This window comes from Pseudolactococcus laudensis, from assembly GCF_013449735.1.
Taxonomy (GTDB): domain Bacteria; phylum Bacillota; class Bacilli; order Lactobacillales; family Streptococcaceae; genus Pseudolactococcus; species Pseudolactococcus laudensis.
On sequence record NZ_JACBNY010000021.1, the window covers coordinates 1 to 18,932 of the forward strand.

General features: G+C 40.0%; 13 protein-coding genes, 1 pseudogene and 1 riboswitch. Of the genes and pseudogenes, 1 reads left to right on the forward strand and 13 read right to left on the reverse strand.

Going from position 1 to position 18,932, the window contains the following annotated elements; all coding sequences use genetic code 11:
• The first annotated feature begins 101 nt into the window (after positions 1-101).
• Complete coding sequence (locus HZR21_RS09535; protein ID WP_180747451.1) at positions 102-851, forward strand: ABC transporter ATP-binding protein; 750 nt, start codon at positions 102-104, stop codon at positions 849-851.
• A 75-nt stretch (positions 852-926) separates the two neighbouring features.
• Here the strand turns inward: HZR21_RS09535 and rpsN are convergent, their stop codons facing one another.
• The 13 genes and pseudogenes from rpsN to HZR21_RS09600 all read right to left on the reverse strand — a co-directional run bounded on the left by rpsN (position 927) and on the right by HZR21_RS09600 (position 18,728).
• Complete coding sequence (rpsN, locus tag HZR21_RS09540) at positions 927-1,196, reverse strand: 30S ribosomal protein S14 (protein ID WP_180747452.1); 270 nt, start codon at positions 1,194-1,196, stop codon at positions 927-929.
• A gap of 567 nt (positions 1,197-1,763) precedes the next feature.
• Positions 1,764-2,696, reverse strand: coding sequence for a manganese-dependent inorganic pyrophosphatase (locus HZR21_RS09545; protein WP_180747453.1), 933 nt, complete (start codon positions 2,694-2,696; stop codon positions 1,764-1,766).
• A gap of 96 nt (positions 2,697-2,792) precedes the next feature.
• Positions 2,793-5,366, reverse strand: a pseudogene (gene mgtA, locus HZR21_RS09550) (magnesium-translocating P-type ATPase).
• A 349-nt stretch (positions 5,367-5,715) separates the two neighbouring features.
• Positions 5,716-5,882: riboswitch (M-box (ykoK) riboswitch) on the reverse strand.
• 181 nt (positions 5,883-6,063) lie between these two features.
• Entirely contained in the window at positions 6,064-6,822 is a 759-nt protein-coding gene (locus HZR21_RS09555) for a tyrosine-protein phosphatase (RefSeq protein ID WP_180747454.1), read from the reverse strand.
• 188 nt (positions 6,823-7,010) lie between these two features.
• Entirely contained in the window at positions 7,011-7,745 is a 735-nt protein-coding gene (locus HZR21_RS09560) for a response regulator transcription factor (RefSeq protein ID WP_180747455.1), read from the reverse strand.
• Positions 7,746-8,480: 735 nt separating this feature from the next.
• Entirely contained in the window at positions 8,481-10,346 is a 1,866-nt protein-coding gene (locus HZR21_RS09565) for an ABC transporter ATP-binding protein (protein WP_180747456.1), read from the reverse strand.
• Entirely contained in the window at positions 10,346-12,097 is a 1,752-nt protein-coding gene (locus tag HZR21_RS09570; RefSeq protein WP_220441101.1) for an ABC transporter ATP-binding protein, read from the reverse strand. Before HZR21_RS09570 ends, HZR21_RS09565 begins: the two co-directional genes overlap by 1 nt.
• Positions 12,098-12,207: 110 nt before the next feature.
• A complete protein-coding gene (locus HZR21_RS09575) occupies positions 12,208-12,663 on the reverse strand; it encodes a MarR family winged helix-turn-helix transcriptional regulator (protein WP_180747457.1) in 456 nt (151 codons plus the stop codon).
• A 150-nt stretch (positions 12,664-12,813) separates the two neighbouring features.
• A complete protein-coding gene (locus tag HZR21_RS09580) occupies positions 12,814-14,004 on the reverse strand; it encodes an iron-containing alcohol dehydrogenase (protein WP_180747458.1) in 1,191 nt (396 codons plus the stop codon).
• A gap of 27 nt (positions 14,005-14,031) precedes the next feature.
• The gene (locus HZR21_RS09585; protein ID WP_180747459.1) at positions 14,032-14,808 is read right to left on the reverse strand and encodes a zinc-ribbon domain-containing protein; all 777 of its coding nucleotides are present in this window, start codon (positions 14,806-14,808) and stop codon (positions 14,032-14,034) included.
• 310 nt (positions 14,809-15,118) lie between these two features.
• Positions 15,119-16,786 (reverse strand): glycoside hydrolase family 43 protein, encoded by a 1,668-nt coding sequence (locus tag HZR21_RS09590; RefSeq protein WP_180747460.1) that lies wholly within the window; start codon positions 16,784-16,786, stop codon positions 15,119-15,121.
• Between the two features lie 167 nt (positions 16,787-16,953).
• A complete protein-coding gene (locus tag HZR21_RS09595) occupies positions 16,954-17,787 on the reverse strand; it encodes a carbohydrate ABC transporter permease (protein WP_061773757.1) in 834 nt (277 codons plus the stop codon).
• A gap of 2 nt (positions 17,788-17,789) precedes the next feature.
• Positions 17,790-18,728 carry a carbohydrate ABC transporter permease gene (locus HZR21_RS09600; protein ID WP_180747461.1) on the reverse strand — a complete coding sequence of 313 codons (939 nt, stop codon included), beginning with the start codon at positions 18,726-18,728 and terminating at the stop codon, positions 17,790-17,792.
• Between the last annotated feature and the right edge of the window lie 204 nt (positions 18,729-18,932).

Here is an 18,932-nt window from a genome sequence, read left to right on the forward strand (position 1 = left end):
AAGAATAAACAGTCAAGTGGCGTCTGTAACATAAAGAAAAACACAGTAGACTATGCTTAGTTTTCTGTGTTTTTTTCTAATTTCATTTAGAGGTGAATTAATTGGTAGTTATTAGAGGTGCCCTAAAAAATATTAACTGGACCGTCAATAAAAATGAACACTGGGCAATCCTAGGACTCAACGGCTCAGGCAAATCTAGCCTTTTAAAACTCATTATGGCTGAAAACTGGAAAACAACCGGCGAGCTGACCGTTCTAGACACACGTTTTGGCATTGACCGCATCCCAGAACTCCGCGCCAAAATTGGTATTGTCGGCTCCTTCATCGCAGAACGATTTAGACCCGACATCATCGCCGAAAACCTCGTCCTAACCGGCCGCTATAACTCATCCATGCTCTATCGCGCCTTCTCCGAAACTGACCTAGACGACGCAAGATCACTCATGCGCCAAATTGGAGCGACATCCTTAATCGGCCGCATTTACGGCACCCTATCCCAGGGCGAAAAACAATTGCTCCTCATCGCCCGCAGCCTAATCCTTCAACCCCAAATTTTAATCTTAGATGAGGCAACAAGCGGTCTCGACCTATTCGCCAAAGCACGCCTACTCGAACAACTCCACCACATCACCCAACTCGAAAACGGTCCTACCCTACTCTACATCACCCACCATCCCGACGAAATCACACCGGACTTCCAGAAAGTCATGCTCCTGCGCCAAGGACAAATCGTACGCAGCGGCACCCCACATGAGCTCCTAACCGAAACCGTCCTGAGCGACTTCTACCAGATGCCAGTCACCGTCGACATCATCAACAACAGCTACTTCGTCCTACCAAAAAAATCCTGAACGCATCAGGATTTTTTAATACCTTAACCCACTTGTGCCAATGCGTGTGCATACAGTCGGCGACTCTTTTGACACTCACCAGCTGGCTTTCTTTACTCCGGGGATTTGGCCGAGATAAGCCAACCTGCGGAAATTAATCCGACTCATCCCAAATTTCCGCATGTAAGCATGTGGGCGACCGTCGAGTAAATCACGGTTCTTCAAGCGATTGGGATGACTATTGAGAGGTAGCTTGCTCAACCCCTCAACATCTCCTGCTGCTTTTAATTCTTGACGACGTTGAGCATATTTCGCGACTAAGGCTTGTTGTTTGTTGAATTTTGCGATTTTTGATTTTTTTGCCATTTTTCTCCTTGATTATCGTTTACGTTTGTAAACTTATTGTATCAGATTTTTTTTGTCAATGCAAGAAAATAAATCTAAAGCATCAATCGCTAGAAAAAGAGACTAGATTGAAAGAGTTATGGTGTAGAAACAATACCAGATTGGTAAGAAAATAGCTGTTTTTGTGCGAAATTCGTATTCTTTTGCCAAAACAATTCGAAATTGGTTAGAAAATAGCTGTTTTTGTGCGAAATACGTATTCTTTTGTCAAAACAATTCGAAATCGGTTAGAAAATAGCTGTTTTTGTGCGAAATACGTATTCTTTTGCCAAAACAATTCGAAATCGGTTAGAAAATAGCTGTTTTTGTGCGAAATACGTATTCTTTTGCCAAAACAATTCGAAATCGGTTAGAAAATAGCTATTTTTGTGCGAAATTCGTATTCTTTTGCCAAAACAATTCGAAATCGGTTAGAAAATAGCTGTTTTTGTGCGAAATACGTATCTTTCTCGTCAAACAATATAAAAAAAGCAGACTAGACAATCAAATTGATTACCTAATCTGCTTTTCTCTTTCAGTATTACTTGATTATTGATTAAATGACTCTGTTAATTGTGGCACGACTTGTTTCTTACGTGATACGGCACCTGCTAGGAAGGCATGGTTGTTTTTTAGTTCGAAGTCAAAGGCTGCCTCGATTTTACCAATGTTTTGACCTAATGCTAGGATTTCTGAGTTTGAGTTAACGATGTCTGTTATCATGAAAACAAAGTCAGAGTAACCATTTGATGTGATAGCTGCATTGATAGCAGATTCAATCTCGTCTTGACGTTCCAAAACTTCTGCAATATCAACTGTATTGACTTGCGCTACACGAACAGCGTTGCCATTGAGTTCGAATGTTTTAGCATCAATATCAATGAGTTCTGCTGCTGATTTAGTTGCCAAATTTGTCCCTGCTTTAAGTAAAGCAAGACCGTAAGTTTCAAGGTCAACACCAGCAATTTCTGCCAATTCTTCAGCGACTTTAAAGTCAGTTGGATGTGTCGTTGGTGATTTGAGAAGTAAAGTATCTGAAATCAAACCTGACAAGAGCAAGCCTGCTGTTGCTTTTGGCAACTCGCGACCTTCAGCTTTAAACTGACGGTAAACGATAGATGATGCTGAACCAACTGGCTCCAAAGTCATGAACAATGGTGCCTCTGTTTCAAAGTTTGCCACACGGTGGTGGTCAACAACGCCCATGATTGTGACGTCGCGAATATCTGAGATAGATTGTTGGAATTCGTTATGGTCAGTTAAGATAACTGTGTCAACACCTTCTGCTTTAGCAGATGTGACCACGCGTGGTGCTGTGACACCAAAGTAGTCCAAGGCAAAGGCTGTTTCTTCGTTGACTTCACCAAGCGCTACAACTTCTGCGTCAAGACCACGCAAGCGTGACAATTCAGCGAAGGCATAAGATGAACCGATAGCATCTGTATCAGGATTTTGGTGACCAAAAACTAAGATTTTAGACATGTTGATAATTCCTCTTGATTTCTTTTTCAATATTTATACTTAAATGTGTATATTGTCACTGCTTATTATATCAAATTTATGATTGATAAGAAAGATTTAGGTATTTTTTTGATAAATCATCTTAGCAAATTGCAAGGTAATGAGATAGCCAATGATAATAAATGGGAAAATCAACCAGTAAGTCACTGGCAGTAAGTGAAGGTCAAAGAAGTGACCGATAGATGTCAAACTCAACACACCGCCGACAACAAAGACACCAAGGGTTGCAACCCAAACTGCGATGCTTGCATTACTCTTGATAAACGGTATTTTTTTCGTCCGCAAGATATGCAAGGCAAGTGTTTGTGTAATCAAGCCAACGATGAACCAACCACTTTGGAAAGCGCCTTGACTTGCGACGGTATTATAGTGGAATCCGAAGTACAATAGGATGAAGGTAAGGATATCAAAGATTGAACTGACTGGTCCAATCAAGAAAGTAAAGTGTAGCAAGTTCTTCATGTTCCAAGTAACAGGTTTTTCAATTTCCTCATGGTCAACATTATCCCAAGGAATTGCGAGCTGTGCCACATCATAGATAAGGTTTTGCACGAGAAGTTGCATTGATAACATTGGAAGAAATGGTAGGAAGGCGCTAGCGATCAAAATCGAAAAGACGTTACCGAAGTTAGAGCTAAGGGTGATTTTGATGTATTTCATCATGTTAATAAAGACGCTACGACCTTCTCGAACCCCAAATTCCAAGACTTGGAGACTTTTCTCCAATAAGATAATCGTACTGGCATCTTTTGTGATATCCGCTGCCGTATCGACTGAGATACCAACGTCTGCCGTTCTTAAAGAAGGGGCGTCATTAATGCCATCCCCCATGAACCCAACGGTGTGGCCTTTTTGTTTGAGTAAGCCAATGACGCGCTCTTTTTGCATTGGGTTGAGCTTGGCAAAGAGGTTCAGGTTTTCTGCTTGTTCGGTCAGCTCGGCATCGCTCATGCCGTCAATGTCGCTGCCAAGCAGGTAGTGCTCAGCATCAATACCGACGTCTGCGCAGACTTTTTGAGCGACAATGGCATTATCACCGGTCAAGACTTTAACTGTCACACCATGTGCTTGGAGAGACGAAATCGCAGTAATGGCTGATTCTTTAGCTGGGTCAAGAAGGCCGATAAAGCCTAGAATGGTCAGGTTATTTTCATCGGCGATGCGAATGACATCACTGTCAATCGTTTTTTGCGCTACGGTAATCACGCGCATGCCGTCCTGATTCATCTTGATATTGACTTCCTTCATTTGCTCAATGAGGTCAGGCGTTAGGGCAACTTTTTCGCCATTGATAAGGACAGAAGAACAGACCTCTGCCATTTCTTCAACGGCACCTTTGGTAATCATGACACGCTCACCAGCCAGAGATAAAGCGACAGATAGTCTCCAACGTGAAAAGTCGAAGGGAATTTCGTCAATCTTGCTGACATTGTCAAAAGGCAACGTCTTTTTCTTACTAGAAAAGTAATCTAGTACAGCGACATCCATGAGGTTGCGCTAACCGGTTTGGTATTTAGAATTGAGGTAGGCGTAGTTGAGGACGTCTTCATTTTCATTACCGAAAGGATCGACATAGTGCATGAGGACGACACGGTCCTCGGTGATTGTCCCTGTCTTATCGGTACACAAGATGTCCATGGCACCCAGATTTTGGATGGCAGACAGTTTCTTGACGATTACTTTTTCCTTGGCGAGTTTTTGCGCGCCTTTGGCTAGATTTGAATTGACAATCATCGGCAGCATTTCAGGCGTTAAACCGACCGCCACGGCAATGGCGAAGAAAAAGGCATTATTGACATCATGCTTGGTAATAACGTTGAGGATGAAGACAATAGGGAATAAGATAGCGATCATCTTCAAGAGTAGGGCACTGACGCGTTTCAGACCAATTTCAAATGCTGTCTCAGCTTTACTGCCTGTGGCACTCTTTGCAATATCTCCGAAAAATGTTTCTTTCCCAGTTTTCAAGATAAGAATGGTGCCTTGTCCACTCAGGACGTCTGTTCCCATGAAGAGGAGGTTAGGCAAATCAACTGCTGGTTTATCAGCATTATCTGCACGGTTATCATCGGTTAAAGGTAGTTTTTCGACTGGAAGTGATTCGCCAGTCAGTGAGCTTTGGTTGATAAACAAGTCGTTGGAATCGAGCAGAACACCGTCTGCTGGAATCATGTCACCAGTATGGAGTTTAACGATATCGCCAGGCACGACTTCATCCATTGGGATTTCTTGACGTTCGCCTTCACGAATGACAGCTGCTGTATTTTCAATCATTTCCCGGAGATTGATACTGGTTTTTTGGCTCGTATATTCTTGATAGAAACTAATAGAGACCGAGCAGATAACCATCAAACTCATGACGACAACCGCCTCAATATCATTGGTGATGAAAGAGACGATTGCTAGCAAAATCAAGACGATAACAAAGGGGTCTTTAAGGGCATTGAGCCAGATTTTCCATGCAGGCAACGGTTTTTGCGATGCCACGATATTCATACCATAAGTTTCCAAACGCTCTTTAGCATCTGTTGTGTCAAGACCTTCTCGGGTCGTTTGGTAGTCACCAAATAATTGTTCTGGTGCTTGTAGGGCAAGTTTTTGTAATTCAAACGCTTTTGTCTTTTTTTCCATTTTTAGACCTCTTAATCAGGTTTATCTTGAGCATTACCTATAAAACTAGATAAAATACGCAGACGCTAAAGCGTCTTTGCCTATTTTCCTAAGTTTTCACGCCATTCCTGCGATTACTCGTCTCATAAAAGCATTGCTGAACGCTCATGAACACCTTTTCTTTCGTTGAATCATTGTATTAAATCAAGTTTCATAAACGGCTTTGATGGCAGGTATTTTTGTTTGATTTGATTATTTTGTCTTGTCTAGCTTGCCGGGCTTAGCGTAACGAAATAGTCAGGTCAAACAAAAAGGAATCCGCACATCAACAATAAGTTGATGCACAAGATTCCTAGATCATTTATCTGCGCACATTAGCCTATCGTTGAACTTTAGCACTATACGGCGTAAGAAAATTTTCTAGCTACATTGAAATAAACCTTCACGATTTATTTTGTTTAACCAGCTTGGCGTCTCTCGACATTTCGCGGCAGTAGCATATTTCCAGTATAGGAGCCTCATCTAACAATGATTATATTTTTATTACAGATTCATTGTAACGCAAAATTTAACAGTTGTAAAGTCGCTTTACAATTTTTTTACATTATTTTTTTGTTGGTCATGATAGACATGATAAATTAGGACTAGTTTTTCTCTTTCAAAAATCTTTTTAACATCAAATACTGTCTGCTAACATGATTTTTTTGATGTGAGTGAGTCAGTCTGTTAATAATAGTTTGTGCAGATAGGCTTGCTTGTCTTGCTCAAAATTTAGAGCCTCGGTTGCATAGGCTTGAATCGTTCCGTAGTTCTCTTTTATGTTAGCAAAGGCATGGCCTAAGTAGGTTTCATCAACCGATAATAATCGGTCTAAGGCTAGCAGTTGTTCCCCTGCCATACCTTGTGAGGCTGCGAGGGTTTTCATTTTATTGTTTGCCTCTTGCCTCTGGGTGTTGGTCAGCAAATAGTCATGCACGATGTCAGCTTGACGGACACCCAAAAGACTTAGTACGAGTGCAGCACCAACACCGGTGCGGTCTTTTCCGGCAAAGCAATGAAAGAGTACGGCACCTTCTTCTTGGGTGATAATTTGCTCGAGAAAGTTGGCGTAGCCTTTTTGGCTAGTCTTATCCAAGACAAGTTCACCGTAAATGGTTTGCATCGCTTTATCAACTTCTGCAACTGTCGCTTTTTTCGCCAAATCCGCTAGACTCGCTGTACCTGACTGGATGTCTTTCATGAGATCGATATTGAGATAGGCCACGCCTGCTAAGATGTCAACGGGTTTTTCAACGACTTCTTGTTGAGAGCGAAAATCAATGATTTTCTTGAGGTGATAATCTTTTAACAAGGTATTTTTGTCTGACTCTGACAGACCGACGGGTTGGGCGGCTCTTAAAACTTTGCCATGTGTGACTTTTTTTCCTTCTTGTGCTTGGTAGCCACCTAAATCTCTAAAATTCACTAAACTTTGCATTTATGATACCGCCACTTTCTTCATTTTAATCTATGAGTCAACTTTCACTAAACACCTTCATCGTAATTACTAAGGTTTACCGCCTCTAGCTTTCATTATAACAAACCAGATGTCGTCTGTCTGTTTATAAAATATCATTGGTTCAGGAAATCGGCCAGACTAGCGTTTTCGAGTATTCTATTTCAGTTTTACCATTTATTGATTTCTTTTAAATTTTTTCGACCAGACCTTGAAACATCAAATGTTGTATTATCTTCAAGGACTATTTTTTTATCTTTTTTTAGACATCTTTTTATTTTGTTTTGATTAATTACGGTATTACGATGGATACGTATTAAACACTCCGAAGTTTTTTCAATGTCTGTTAAACAGCCATAAAAAGGAATAACCTCACTTTTCATACTGAGTAATACTTGATGTGATAAATTGCCTGTTTCAAAAAAATAAATATCAGAATAAAGGGCAGTAATCGCTTTACCTGTTCTTGTTGCATAGGTGAAAACTTCACTTAAAGGTAGTTGCTCATTAAAGGTAAAAAAATCTTCAATATTAGCGATAATCCTGTCATAAAAGGCTATTTCTGACATTTTTTTATCAATAACATCATGCGCATTGACCTTATATTCATAAGTCAGTTTGGCAAATTCACTATGTCTTGTGATAAAGGTAATCTGACCAAGTGGATCAAACTTTCGAATTTTCTGTGCGACTTTAAGCCCAGCATCAAGGTCGCCTTTTATCGTCGTTTCTAAAAAATATATATTATTTTGAGACATATTCTCTAGCTCTTCTAAAAGTTGCCTTGTTTTACCACAAACAATCACACGTTCAATCGAATGTTTTTTCTGACTTAAATAAGCTAGAATAAATTTTTTTAAACGCTCTTGTTGCAGTAAATCATCTTCAAGAATAATTAAATTCATTTCCTCTCCAATCTACAACAGTCACCCTCTGCATCTACATCTTAATATCTCTTGTTGAGACAAAATAATCACCACTTTATTACTATACGTAAACCATGCTCAAATATTTATCATAAGTCCAAGTCGTTATTATAAATACCAAATACCGCTATAACACCGTCTGCTGTGTCTCGTAATGTCGATAATGCCATTGCTATTAAACTTTTCTGCACGCTAATTGTCACGATTCGTCCGCTATTGATTTATCACGAAAAGATATGCTATATTCACTCTACCTTATTAATGATTAAAAAAAACAACGTATACCCTAAACGACACTATACATACCATTAGTGACACTTTAAGGCGAATTTTTTTGACAAAAAAAAGACTGGGACAAAAGGCCTCAGTCACCAAAAGAGAAAAGTAAATTGCCTGTTTACTTTTCTCTTTTGTGTATTATTTACTAAATGAATCCGAGTTTCTTGCAAAAAACAACTTATTTTTACCGATTTAGAATTGTTTTGCCAAAACAATTCCAATTTCGCACAAAAACGGCACTTTTCTTACCAATTTCGTCTTGTTTTGGCAAAAGAATGCCTATTTCGTCTTGTCTTCAATGAATCATAATGTTTTTTACGTTTTTGGGGAAAATGACAAAAAAATAGGCTATGAACGATTTCTATTAACATTAGAAATCATTCATAGCCTGTTTTGGGAGGGATTTTTGTCCCTACTTCATTTTTATTTTATCAATTAAGCGACGCTTTCAAACTGTGAATTATACAAATCAGCGTAGAAACCACCTTGTTCAAGCAAGGTTTCATGATTACCACTTTCAATGATGTCTCCATCTTTCATGACGAGAATCAAATCAGCATTTTTAATGGTCGACAGTCTATGCGCAATGACAAAGCTTGTCCGACCTTCCATGAGTTTATCCATGGCTTTTTGAATCATTTCTTCTGTCCGTGTATCAACAGATGATGTCGCCTCATCAAGAATCAACATTGGCGCATCTTTCAAAAGCGCACGCGCAATGGTCAAGAGTTGACGTTCACCAACTGATAATTCTTCCGCGTCTTTCAATACAGAATCATAACCATTCGGCAGGGTATTAATGAAATGGTCGACACCAACCGCTTTAGCAGCAGCAACGACTTGCTCATCCGTAATGTTGGTTTGATTGTAAATCAAGTTTTCTTTTACTGTCCCTTCAAACAACCAAGTGTCTTGTAAAACCATTGAAAACTGATCATGAACAGCCTCACGCGTGATATCCATAATTGGCGTACTATCAATAATAATCTGACCAGAATTGATGTCATAGAAACGCATCAGCAAGTTAACCATGGTCGATTTACCAGCACCTGTTGGACCAACGATAGCAATTTTTTGCCCTGGTTCAGCTTTAGCTGAGAAATCATTGATAATCACACGTTCATCATTGTAACCAAAGCGAACATTTTTAAATTCAACAGCCCCTTTAGGGTTGGGCAATGTCGTTGCTTTACCAGTTTCGTCTTCTAATTCAGGCTCCGCAAAGAATGTGAAAATCCGCTCTGAGGCTGCACCTGCTGATTGCATAGACGTTACCGCTTGTGCAATTTGTGTTAAGGGTTGGGTGAACAGACGAATATAGATCATGAAGGCAACAATCACGCCAAATTCTATTTTACCGTCAATGGCTAAAATCGCCCCAACCAAACAGACCGCACCATAACCAAAGTTACCAATAAATTGCATGATTGGCATCATCAAGCCAGACAGAAATTGAGATTTCCAAACTGAGTTATACAATCGTTCATTGATTTCATCAAACTCATCTTGTTTTGCTTTGTCTGCATTAGAGACCTTGACAATGTTATGACCTGTGTAAACTTCTTCCACAAAACCATTGACCTCGCCGAGGCCGTTTTGTTGCGCGTTAAAGAATTTTTGTGATTTAGTCATGATTAACATCATTAAACCAAAACCGATAGCGGTTGTCGCAATGGCAGTCAGACTCATTTCAACGTTGGTTTTAAACATCATGATAATCGTACCAAAGAACAAGGTCAATGCTGAGACCAAACTACCAACAGATTGGTTAAGCGCTTGGCTAATGGCATCCACGTCATTGGTCACGCGAGATAGCGTATCACCATAAGGGTGACTATCAAAGTAACGTAATGGTAATTTATTGATTTTAGTCGAAATATCTTGACGTAATTTTTTAGATGTCCGCTGTGTCACAGTTGCCATGATAAATCCTTGGGCATAGCTCAGAATCGCTGAACCTAAATAGAAAGCAATTAGCGTCATACCAATTGACGTAATGGCTTTCAAGTCAATATCGCCATGACCTGGCATCCCTTCTGGGATAAAGCTAGCTTGTAGCCCAGCCATGATTTTATTGGTAATTTCTGATAAGCGGTCAGGCCCGATAATGGTCAAATATGCACCACCACATGCTGCCGCAGCTGCGACAAGAATTGCCGCATACCAAGGTTTGACGTATCTCACTAAATCGCCCAAGGCTTTTTTGACGTCTTTAGGTTTTTCACCACCGGAAGCGAGACCACGACCTGGTCCAAAGCCACCGCTATGAGATTTTTTAGGGGTATTTTTTGTTGTCGGCATTAGGCTAATTCCTCCTTAGACAGTTGTGAATAGGCTATTTCTTGATAGACTTCATTACTTGCCATCAACTCGTCATGCGTCCCACGACCCACGACTTTACCTTTATCCAAAACAATAATTTGGTCGGCATCAATAATCGTGCCAATCCGTTGCGCAACGATGAGTTTTGTTGTGTCAGCTGTTTCACGTTTCAAAGTATCCCGTAAAATGCGGTCAGTTCTATAATCCAAGGCTGAGAAGCTATCATCAAAGACTAAAATTTCAGGCTTGCGGGCAATGGCGCGAGCAATCGCGAGTCGTTGTTTTTGACCACCTGACAAGTTAAGACCGCCCTGAGAAACTTCGGCATCTAAGCCTTCAACATTCTTATTAATGAATTCTTCAGCTTGGGCAATACGTGCGGCTTTCATCAGGTCTTCATCTGTTAATTCACCATGCGCATTGGTACCAAATGCCAAGTTTGACCGAATGGTACCGTTAAACATGACTGGTTTTTGTGGAATGAAGCCCATCTTATCGTGCAATGCCTCTTCCGTGTATTCTTTAACATTGACACCATCGACTAAGACTTGACCAGCAGTCACATCATAATAACGCGGAATCAGGTTAATCAGCGTTGATTTACCAGAACCGGTCGAGCCAATGAAGGCAACTGTTTCACCTTTATTCGCTTTAAATGATACACCTTCGATGACGTGTTCTGAGGCATCCGTGTATTGGAAATAGACATTTTTAAATTCGACAGTTCCAACTTCTTTAGCTGCTGAGCCGTCTTTTGTGCCATTTTTAATGGTTGATGTTGTTTCAATCACTTCGTTTATTCGTCCAGCAGAAACATTCGCACGTGGGAACATAATGAAAATCATAGTCAACATCATAAATGCCATTACGACTTGCATCCCATAAGAGGTGAACACAACCATGTCTGAAAAGAGATTAATACGTGGTGAATTAGCCGGTGTACCAACGCTTGCGGCTTTAATAATGGTTGCACCAATTAAGTAAACGGCAACTGATAAACCAGATGAGACAAGTGACATCATTGGCATCATAAGTGCCATGGCACGTTGAATAAAGAGATTGGTTGATGTGATGTCGTTGTTGGCTTTTTCAAATTTATCTGTTTGATATTTTTGCGCATTATAAGCACGTACAACACGAATACCTGTTAAATTTTCACGAGTGACTGAGTTCAGTTTATCCGTTAATTTTTGGATAATCTTGAAGCGTGGCATGGCAAGTGTCACAATGATACTAATCATAACTAAAAGGAACAGTACCGCAACGCCTAAGGCTGTCGTCCATTCCCATGATTTATTGGCGATTTTCATGATAGCCCAAACTGCCGTGATTGGTGCTTTAATACTGAGTTGCAGCCCCATAGCTACAATCATTTGAACTTGGGTGATGTCGTTAGTTGAACGGGTAATCAAGCTGGCAGTTGAAAATTGGTTGATTTCAGCCATTGAATACTCTGAAACTTGATGATAGACATCATGACGTAGCGTTCTTGATAAACCGGCAGCGACTTTGGCAGCAAAGAAGCCGACAATGACTGCGGCGACGAGTGAACCGAAGGCACAAAGCACCATCCAGCGACCTTCATCAAAGATTTGTGACACGGTTGTGCCTTTTTCTTGGATTAACTTAGTCACTTTGCTCATGTAGTCCGGCAATTTAAGGTCTAAATAAACCTGGATAACAATGAAAATCAAGCTAATGCCGACGTATTTAAGCTCTTTTCCAGTGATTTTTTTTTAAGATTTTAAGCATACTTACTTCCTTTATTTTATTGAGATGACGATTTTGGTTACGACCATGTCTGTTGGTCTGAAAGCGCAATTGGTCTCAGATTAAAGCCTCAGTGCTCCTGCAAGTTGTGTTTAATTTTTTGAATCGTTGCGATGAATTGATTGATTTCTTCCTCAGATAAATCACCACGCAAAAGTGTTTCGAATTCCTTTTTTTTCGCCATCATCCCAGCCTGCAATTCGAAAGCTTTGTCAGTTAGAATGATTTTCTTTAGCCTGGCATCATAGGAAACGGGTTCGCGTCTGATTAGTCCTGCTTGCTCCATTTTTTTAACAAAGTTAGTTGCCGTGGGTCTTCGCATGACAAATTCTTTTTCCAAATCTCTCTGAAAAACATCTTCATCTTGATGATTAATCAAATAATCAATGACCCAGACTTGTAAGCCACGTGTTTCATCTGGACAGTCAGGTTTCTCCTTGTTCGTTCTCACTTTATGTTTTGCTAGGTAGCGTAACAGTGAAATATTGAGCGCACGTAATTCTGCACCGATATTTTCTTCCTTCATTTATCCTCTTCCTTATGTTGTTAGCTGCATAACTATTAGCGTGATAACAATTATACTGCTAACATTTTAATTTGTCAAACATTTGGAAGCAAATCAAAAAACGTTTGAAAACGCCTGATTTCTCAAGCTTTCCAAACGTTTTTTCTGAGTTTAGAAGTCTGTCATTTCTTCAAATGAGGCACGGATAATCTCAGCAACATCGTCATTTTCAAGAGCGACATAAGCACTTTGCGTTAAATGACCATGTTGTACGGCTTGCGCGCTCATATCGGAAACTAGCTCATCGGTTGTGATGCCGACTTCTGGTAGAGTCATAGGGATACCCAGAGATTTGAGGAAGTCATGGGTTGCCTTGACTGCTTGGTGGGCGATGATTTCGTCGTCACCTTCAAGGTGCCAAACATTGCGTGCGTATTTGGCGAATTTAGGAATCGTCGTGGCATCGTGGTTGAGGCAGTATGCCATCCAACGTGGTGTTAGGATAGCAAGACCGATACCGTGGGTAATATCATAGTAGGCTGATAATTCATGTTCGATTGGGTGGCAAGTCCAGCCACCTGCACGGCCGTTGCCTGGAATGCCATTTAATGCAAGGGTTGAGGCCCAGAGGATGTTGGCTCTTGCAATATAATCATCTGGTGTCTGAATAGCGGTTGGTGCGTGCTGAATAACTGCTTTCATGAGGCCTTCTGCGATGTTGTCTTGAACATCTACACCTGCTGTATGGTTAAAATACTGCTCAAATAAATGACTTAAAATATCTGCTGCGCCTGCGGCAGTTTGACTTGCAGGAACAGTGAAGGTATTAGTTGGGTCCAAGAAAGAGACTTTAGGCAACAATTCCCAACCACTAGTACCGAGTTTTTCATTGCGTTCAGGGTTTGAAATGACGGCATTGCGGTTCATTTCTGTGCCTGTTGCAGCAAGTGTCAGGATGTCAACGATTGGTACCGCCTTGCCCATTTTACTGCTATCTTCGACAAGGTCCCAAGCGTCTCCATCGTAGTAGACACCGCCTGCAATAACTTTAGCTGCATCAACAACAGACCCTCCACCAACGGCTAAGATGACGTCTAGTGCATGTTCACGGATGAGTTTAACACCTTCTCGGACTGAGTCAATTTTAGGATTGGGCTCAATTCCAGTCAATTCAACAATATGAAAACCATTACTTTCAAGTAAGTCGACAACTTTATCATACAAGCCAAAACGCTTAATCGAACCACCACCGTAAGCTAGCAACACGCGCTTACCATAAGGTTCTAGGACTTCTGGCAATTCATTTAAGCGATTTTTACCAAAACGGATATCCGTTGGCACATACATTCTGAAATTGTTCATGGCTCAGCACTCCTTCTCGAGTTCTATTTAGTAGTTATAGTTATTATAGTGTGAAAAAGATGAAAATATCACGATAAATACGATGAGATAGATAACAATGACGGCTGCAGCGATGATAAAGGCTACGAGACCATAACGATGCCAAGGTGACATAACCTTACGAAATTCTTCGTTATCACGATACTGGTTAGCAGAATTTTCTAATGCCCATTTTTCGCCATTAAAGCCGAAAACAAAAGCCCAGACAATGGCAAAAATCCAACCTAAAATAGGAATGATTGCTAGCAAGCTCAATAAACCGAGGTAGGTCTTATGTGCAATCCCAAAACTGAAAGGACTCACAAAAGCTCCCCAGTTAAATTTTGTTTCAATACCGTTAGTGTTCAATGGTGTAGGTGCTGCTACTTGTACAAAAGCAGAAGCTGTTTGGGTAGTGCCGACAGGTTCTTCTTGACTTGGCGCAACAGTCTCTTGAAAGGTTGAGGGGACATCTTGTGAGTCATTTTCTGGTTCTGAAATACCTTCTGATTCTTGAGTAACTGGTGATGTAGCTTGTATCTCTTCTTCTGCATCTTGAGAAGTTGAGGTAGTTTCTGGTGTCTTATCTCCTGACTCTTGTGCGACAGGTGACACGTCGTCTTGTATCTTTTCTATAATAGATGCAGACTCTTGAGCGGCAGATATATCTGTTGCTGGGTCAGCAGCCTGTGCCACTGGCACTTGTGAGTCTGCCCCACAATTTTGACAATATCGGTCCTCTAACTTCATTTCATTCCCACAGTGTTGGCAATACTTCATTTTCATTCTCCATTCCTAATCTTACGGTTGTGTGGCCTAATTTTTAATTCGTGGGATAGGACCCACGTTTGTTACCGATACACATTAATATTAGCAGAATGAGAAGTCTGTACCTTTCAAACCCTAGTGTAATCTATCTATATTATACACTTTTTCCTTTGAAAATTAAGATTCCTAGTATAAAATGACCATTATTTTCTTGATGTCATCACATCAAAAAAGTTGTCTTTAAAATTAATGCAAAAATAAGTGTCATCAGCTAACGACACCCATTTTTGTCAAATATCTTGGTAGGATATTGTAGTGATGATTTAAATTATCTTAACCCTGGTGCAAAAAAATCTTTTACACTGTCATCTGGCAACTCCTCATATCTAAATTCATCAAAATCGGCAGGTGTGCGATAACCTGAATAATCTACTGCTGCGAGACCGACAAAAGCACCTGTAAAGAAACCACCCATCGTTTGATTAACATAATCATCTGAGAGAATTGCCGCATCTAAAACGACAGGTATTTCAAGATAAGTTTGACCGTCAAATGAATACTCATAAGTATAGGTTTGTTTACGCACTTTTGTTCGGAACCAGACATAGTCGGTGCCTTCTGGAATTTTGATAGCCTCATCTTTAAGAAATGATGTGTAGTTACCACGATTATTTTGCGCCACTTCAATGACTGCACCATTGATTTCATTCCAAGTGATGAAAATCCATGAATACTGTTTGTCATTATAGTAGTTTGTCAAGCCAGCCATAGCTTGATAACTCGTAGGCTTAAATTTGACTTTCGTTTCAGCATTAAAATTAAAAGCTTGCCAACGTCTTGCCACTAAAGATAAATCAAAGGGATTTTCAAGAGAGCCTTGACCATATAAGCGAAGATGACCGGGAACTTCGTCATTAATATTGCCCATTTTAGCATCAAACGGGACACGTAAAGTATTGAAGTTGCTATCCAATTTCGAGCCGTCAAATGTATTATATTGACTATGATTTTCAGGTGCCTCTGTGAAAATGGCATCTTTTGGGGCTTCAACTTCTGTCGTACCACCATGACCACCCACAATATGAGGCCAGCCTGCTTCATCCCACTCGACTTTTTGAATAGATGTTTCACGACCTAAAGTACACCAACCACGTGGGTCTGTGAGACTTTCATTGGGGTGATGCCATGGTCGACCACATAAAGATGCGTAATACCATTCGCCAGAAGGTGTAGCCACTAAACCACCATGACCCTGTTTTTGAATATAGTTAAATGGTGTATCAAAATTTGTCAAAAACACCTCGCCTGGCTGAGTTTCAAATGACAAAGCATCTAAAGTTTTTGAGCGTGCAACTACTTCTTCATGCGTGTAAACAGTCCCACCTTGTGCTGCAAAAATATAATAGTAGCCATTTATTTTATAAATATGTGGCCCTTCAACTAATTTTACTTCTGTTCCTCGATACACTGTACGGGCTGTTTCGGGTAGGAGCCGCTCTGCTTTAACATCATATTCTGTTAAGGTCAAACCATCAAAAGGATGCTTATACTCTCGGTGGTCCCAAGTTTGTTGGATGAGATATTTACGCCCATCATCGTCATGGAACAATGAGGCATCAAAACCAACACCATTGAGCCTAATCGGTTCAGACCAAGGTCCTGTAATATCAGTTGCTGTGGTCAAATAATTAGTCATATCCTTAAATGACCCATCTGTCAGTTTGGTATCGGTATAGACGAGCCAAAATTTGCCGTCTGCATAAGATAAATCCGGTGCCCAAATACCGCCAGATGCTGGATTACCGCGCATATCAAGCAATGAAACACTTGATAAGGGATGCGCCACCAAATTCCAATGCACCAAATCTTTGGACGTATGAATCCGGACGCCCGGAAACCACTCAAATGTTGAGGTCGCAATATAGTATGTTTCGTCAACCCGAATTATCGACGGGTCAGAGTTAAATCCTGGTAAAACGGGATTTTGAATCTTCATTTCCTATCTCCTTCAAGATGTTAAGGCGACTGCCTTGAAGTAATGGAAAATAGGAAAAAACAGTTTTCTGCGTAAAGCGCAGGTTCTGTCTTTATCTTTTTTCCTAGACTCAAGGAGCCTAAACTCTATCTTATGAATTATTAGTATTTAAATATTGTCTGACAGCTCTAGCCTTTAATGCCACCTGCTGTTACGCCACGAATAATGTATTTAGATAAAATGAAATACATGATTAACAACGGTGCGATACTCAGTGAAATACCGAGGTACATGCTCCCAAACTCTGTCCGATACATATCTGTTTTCAAGAGTTGAATTAACATTGGCAAAGTATATTTATCTGTATCATTGATTAAAATCAATGGCATCAAGAAGTTATTCCATGAGCTTACAAAAGCAAAAATAGACATCGTTGCCATAGCTGGCGTCATGAGGGGTAAAATAATCCGGTGAAAAATCTTAATTTCTCCCGCGCCATCAAGTCGAGCTGAGTCTGGTAAATCTGGATGATAAATTGTCTCCAAGTATTGCTTGAAGAAGAAAATAGTCGCTGGACTTGCAATCGCAGGTAAAATCAAAGGAATGTAATTATTGAGCAAGTTCATCTTGCTTACAAACTGGTAAAAACCAATCATACTGATTTGCGTTGGAATCATCACCAAGCCTAATATACCCGCGTATAAAATCTTGCGTCCTTTAAACTTGTAAGCCACCAATCCGTAAGCTGCCATAGCTGAGAAGTAGATACTCAGAACAGTTGAGCAGGCGGAAATGATAAAACTATTTTTGAATCCACCAAAAATATCGAATTGTTTTTCCATGAGAACATTCCAGTTATAGCCTAAGTTTGAGCCTGGAAAAATTGACAATCCTTGTTGGATTTGTTCTGCTGAACGTGTCGCATTAACAAGCACAACCCAGAAAGGGAAGATACTCATTAATGTCAAGATAGCCATAAACACATAGATAAGAATGCGTTTGTATTTATCTGCTTTATCCATCATTACTTATCTCCTTTCTTACTTGACCCTCTGAATAAGCGGAAAAGTACTGTACTTAAAACAATGGAAATAAGTAGTAAAAGTACGGATGCCGTTGCAGCAACGTTAAAGTTACGAGCGCCTGTAAAGGCTTGTTTGTAGATATACATTGTCATCGTCAAAGTACTGTTATTAGGGTTACCATTGGTCAAAAGGAATGGAATATCGAACATTTGGAGACCACCAATTAAAGAAGTCACCAAGGTATAAAGAACAATCGGTTTCAAGAGGGGCAATGTAATCAATCTAAAGACTTGATTATCATTTGCACCATCCACAATTGCAGCTTCAAATAGGGATTCATCAATACTCATAATTCCCGCAACCAAGACAATGGTTGTTTGACCATACCACATCCAAAACTGGATAAATGAAACAATTGCCCGTGTTCCCCACTCACTTCTCAAAAATGCAATTGGTTTACTTACAATATGTGCATTTTGGAGCAAGAGGTTCATTGGTCCTAATGGATAACTAAATAAAGCATAGAATAGAACTGCAACTGATGCAGCTGTAATGATATTAGGCAAGTAAAAGATAATTTTGAAAAATCCTGTTCCTTTTAATCGCAACTTAACATTAGTGAACCATGCAGATAATAGCAAGGCTAAACCAATTTGAGGTATAAAATTGATAATCCAAAGAATGAAGGTATTGGATACTGCTTTACGGAACATATCATTGTTAAAGATAGAAAGGTAGTTTTTAAAGCCAACCATATTTGAGGTCGTTTCAAAACCGTGTAAATCAGTAAAACTAAGAAATATCGTATAAAGAATCGGATAAAGTTGAAAAACTAGAAAGGCAAGAAAGAATGGCAATAGAAAGACATAGCCAAAATTGTTATAGCTCTCTAAAGATCTCTTCTTTCCGAAAGGTAATTTTGAAAGAAAATTTTGCATAACCTGACTCCTATAAGGCGACGCTCCAATACCTTGGAAATTAGAAAATCACGATAATCTGCGCTAGTTCGATAAGCAACAAAGTGTATTAAAATCTAACTAAACTTGGGAAGTCTCCAAAACGCATTTTACGCTTGGATGCTTTAAACCTCATTTTCTAGATTTACATCTCATGAGCTAGACAGTAGAGTATCGTGATTTAAT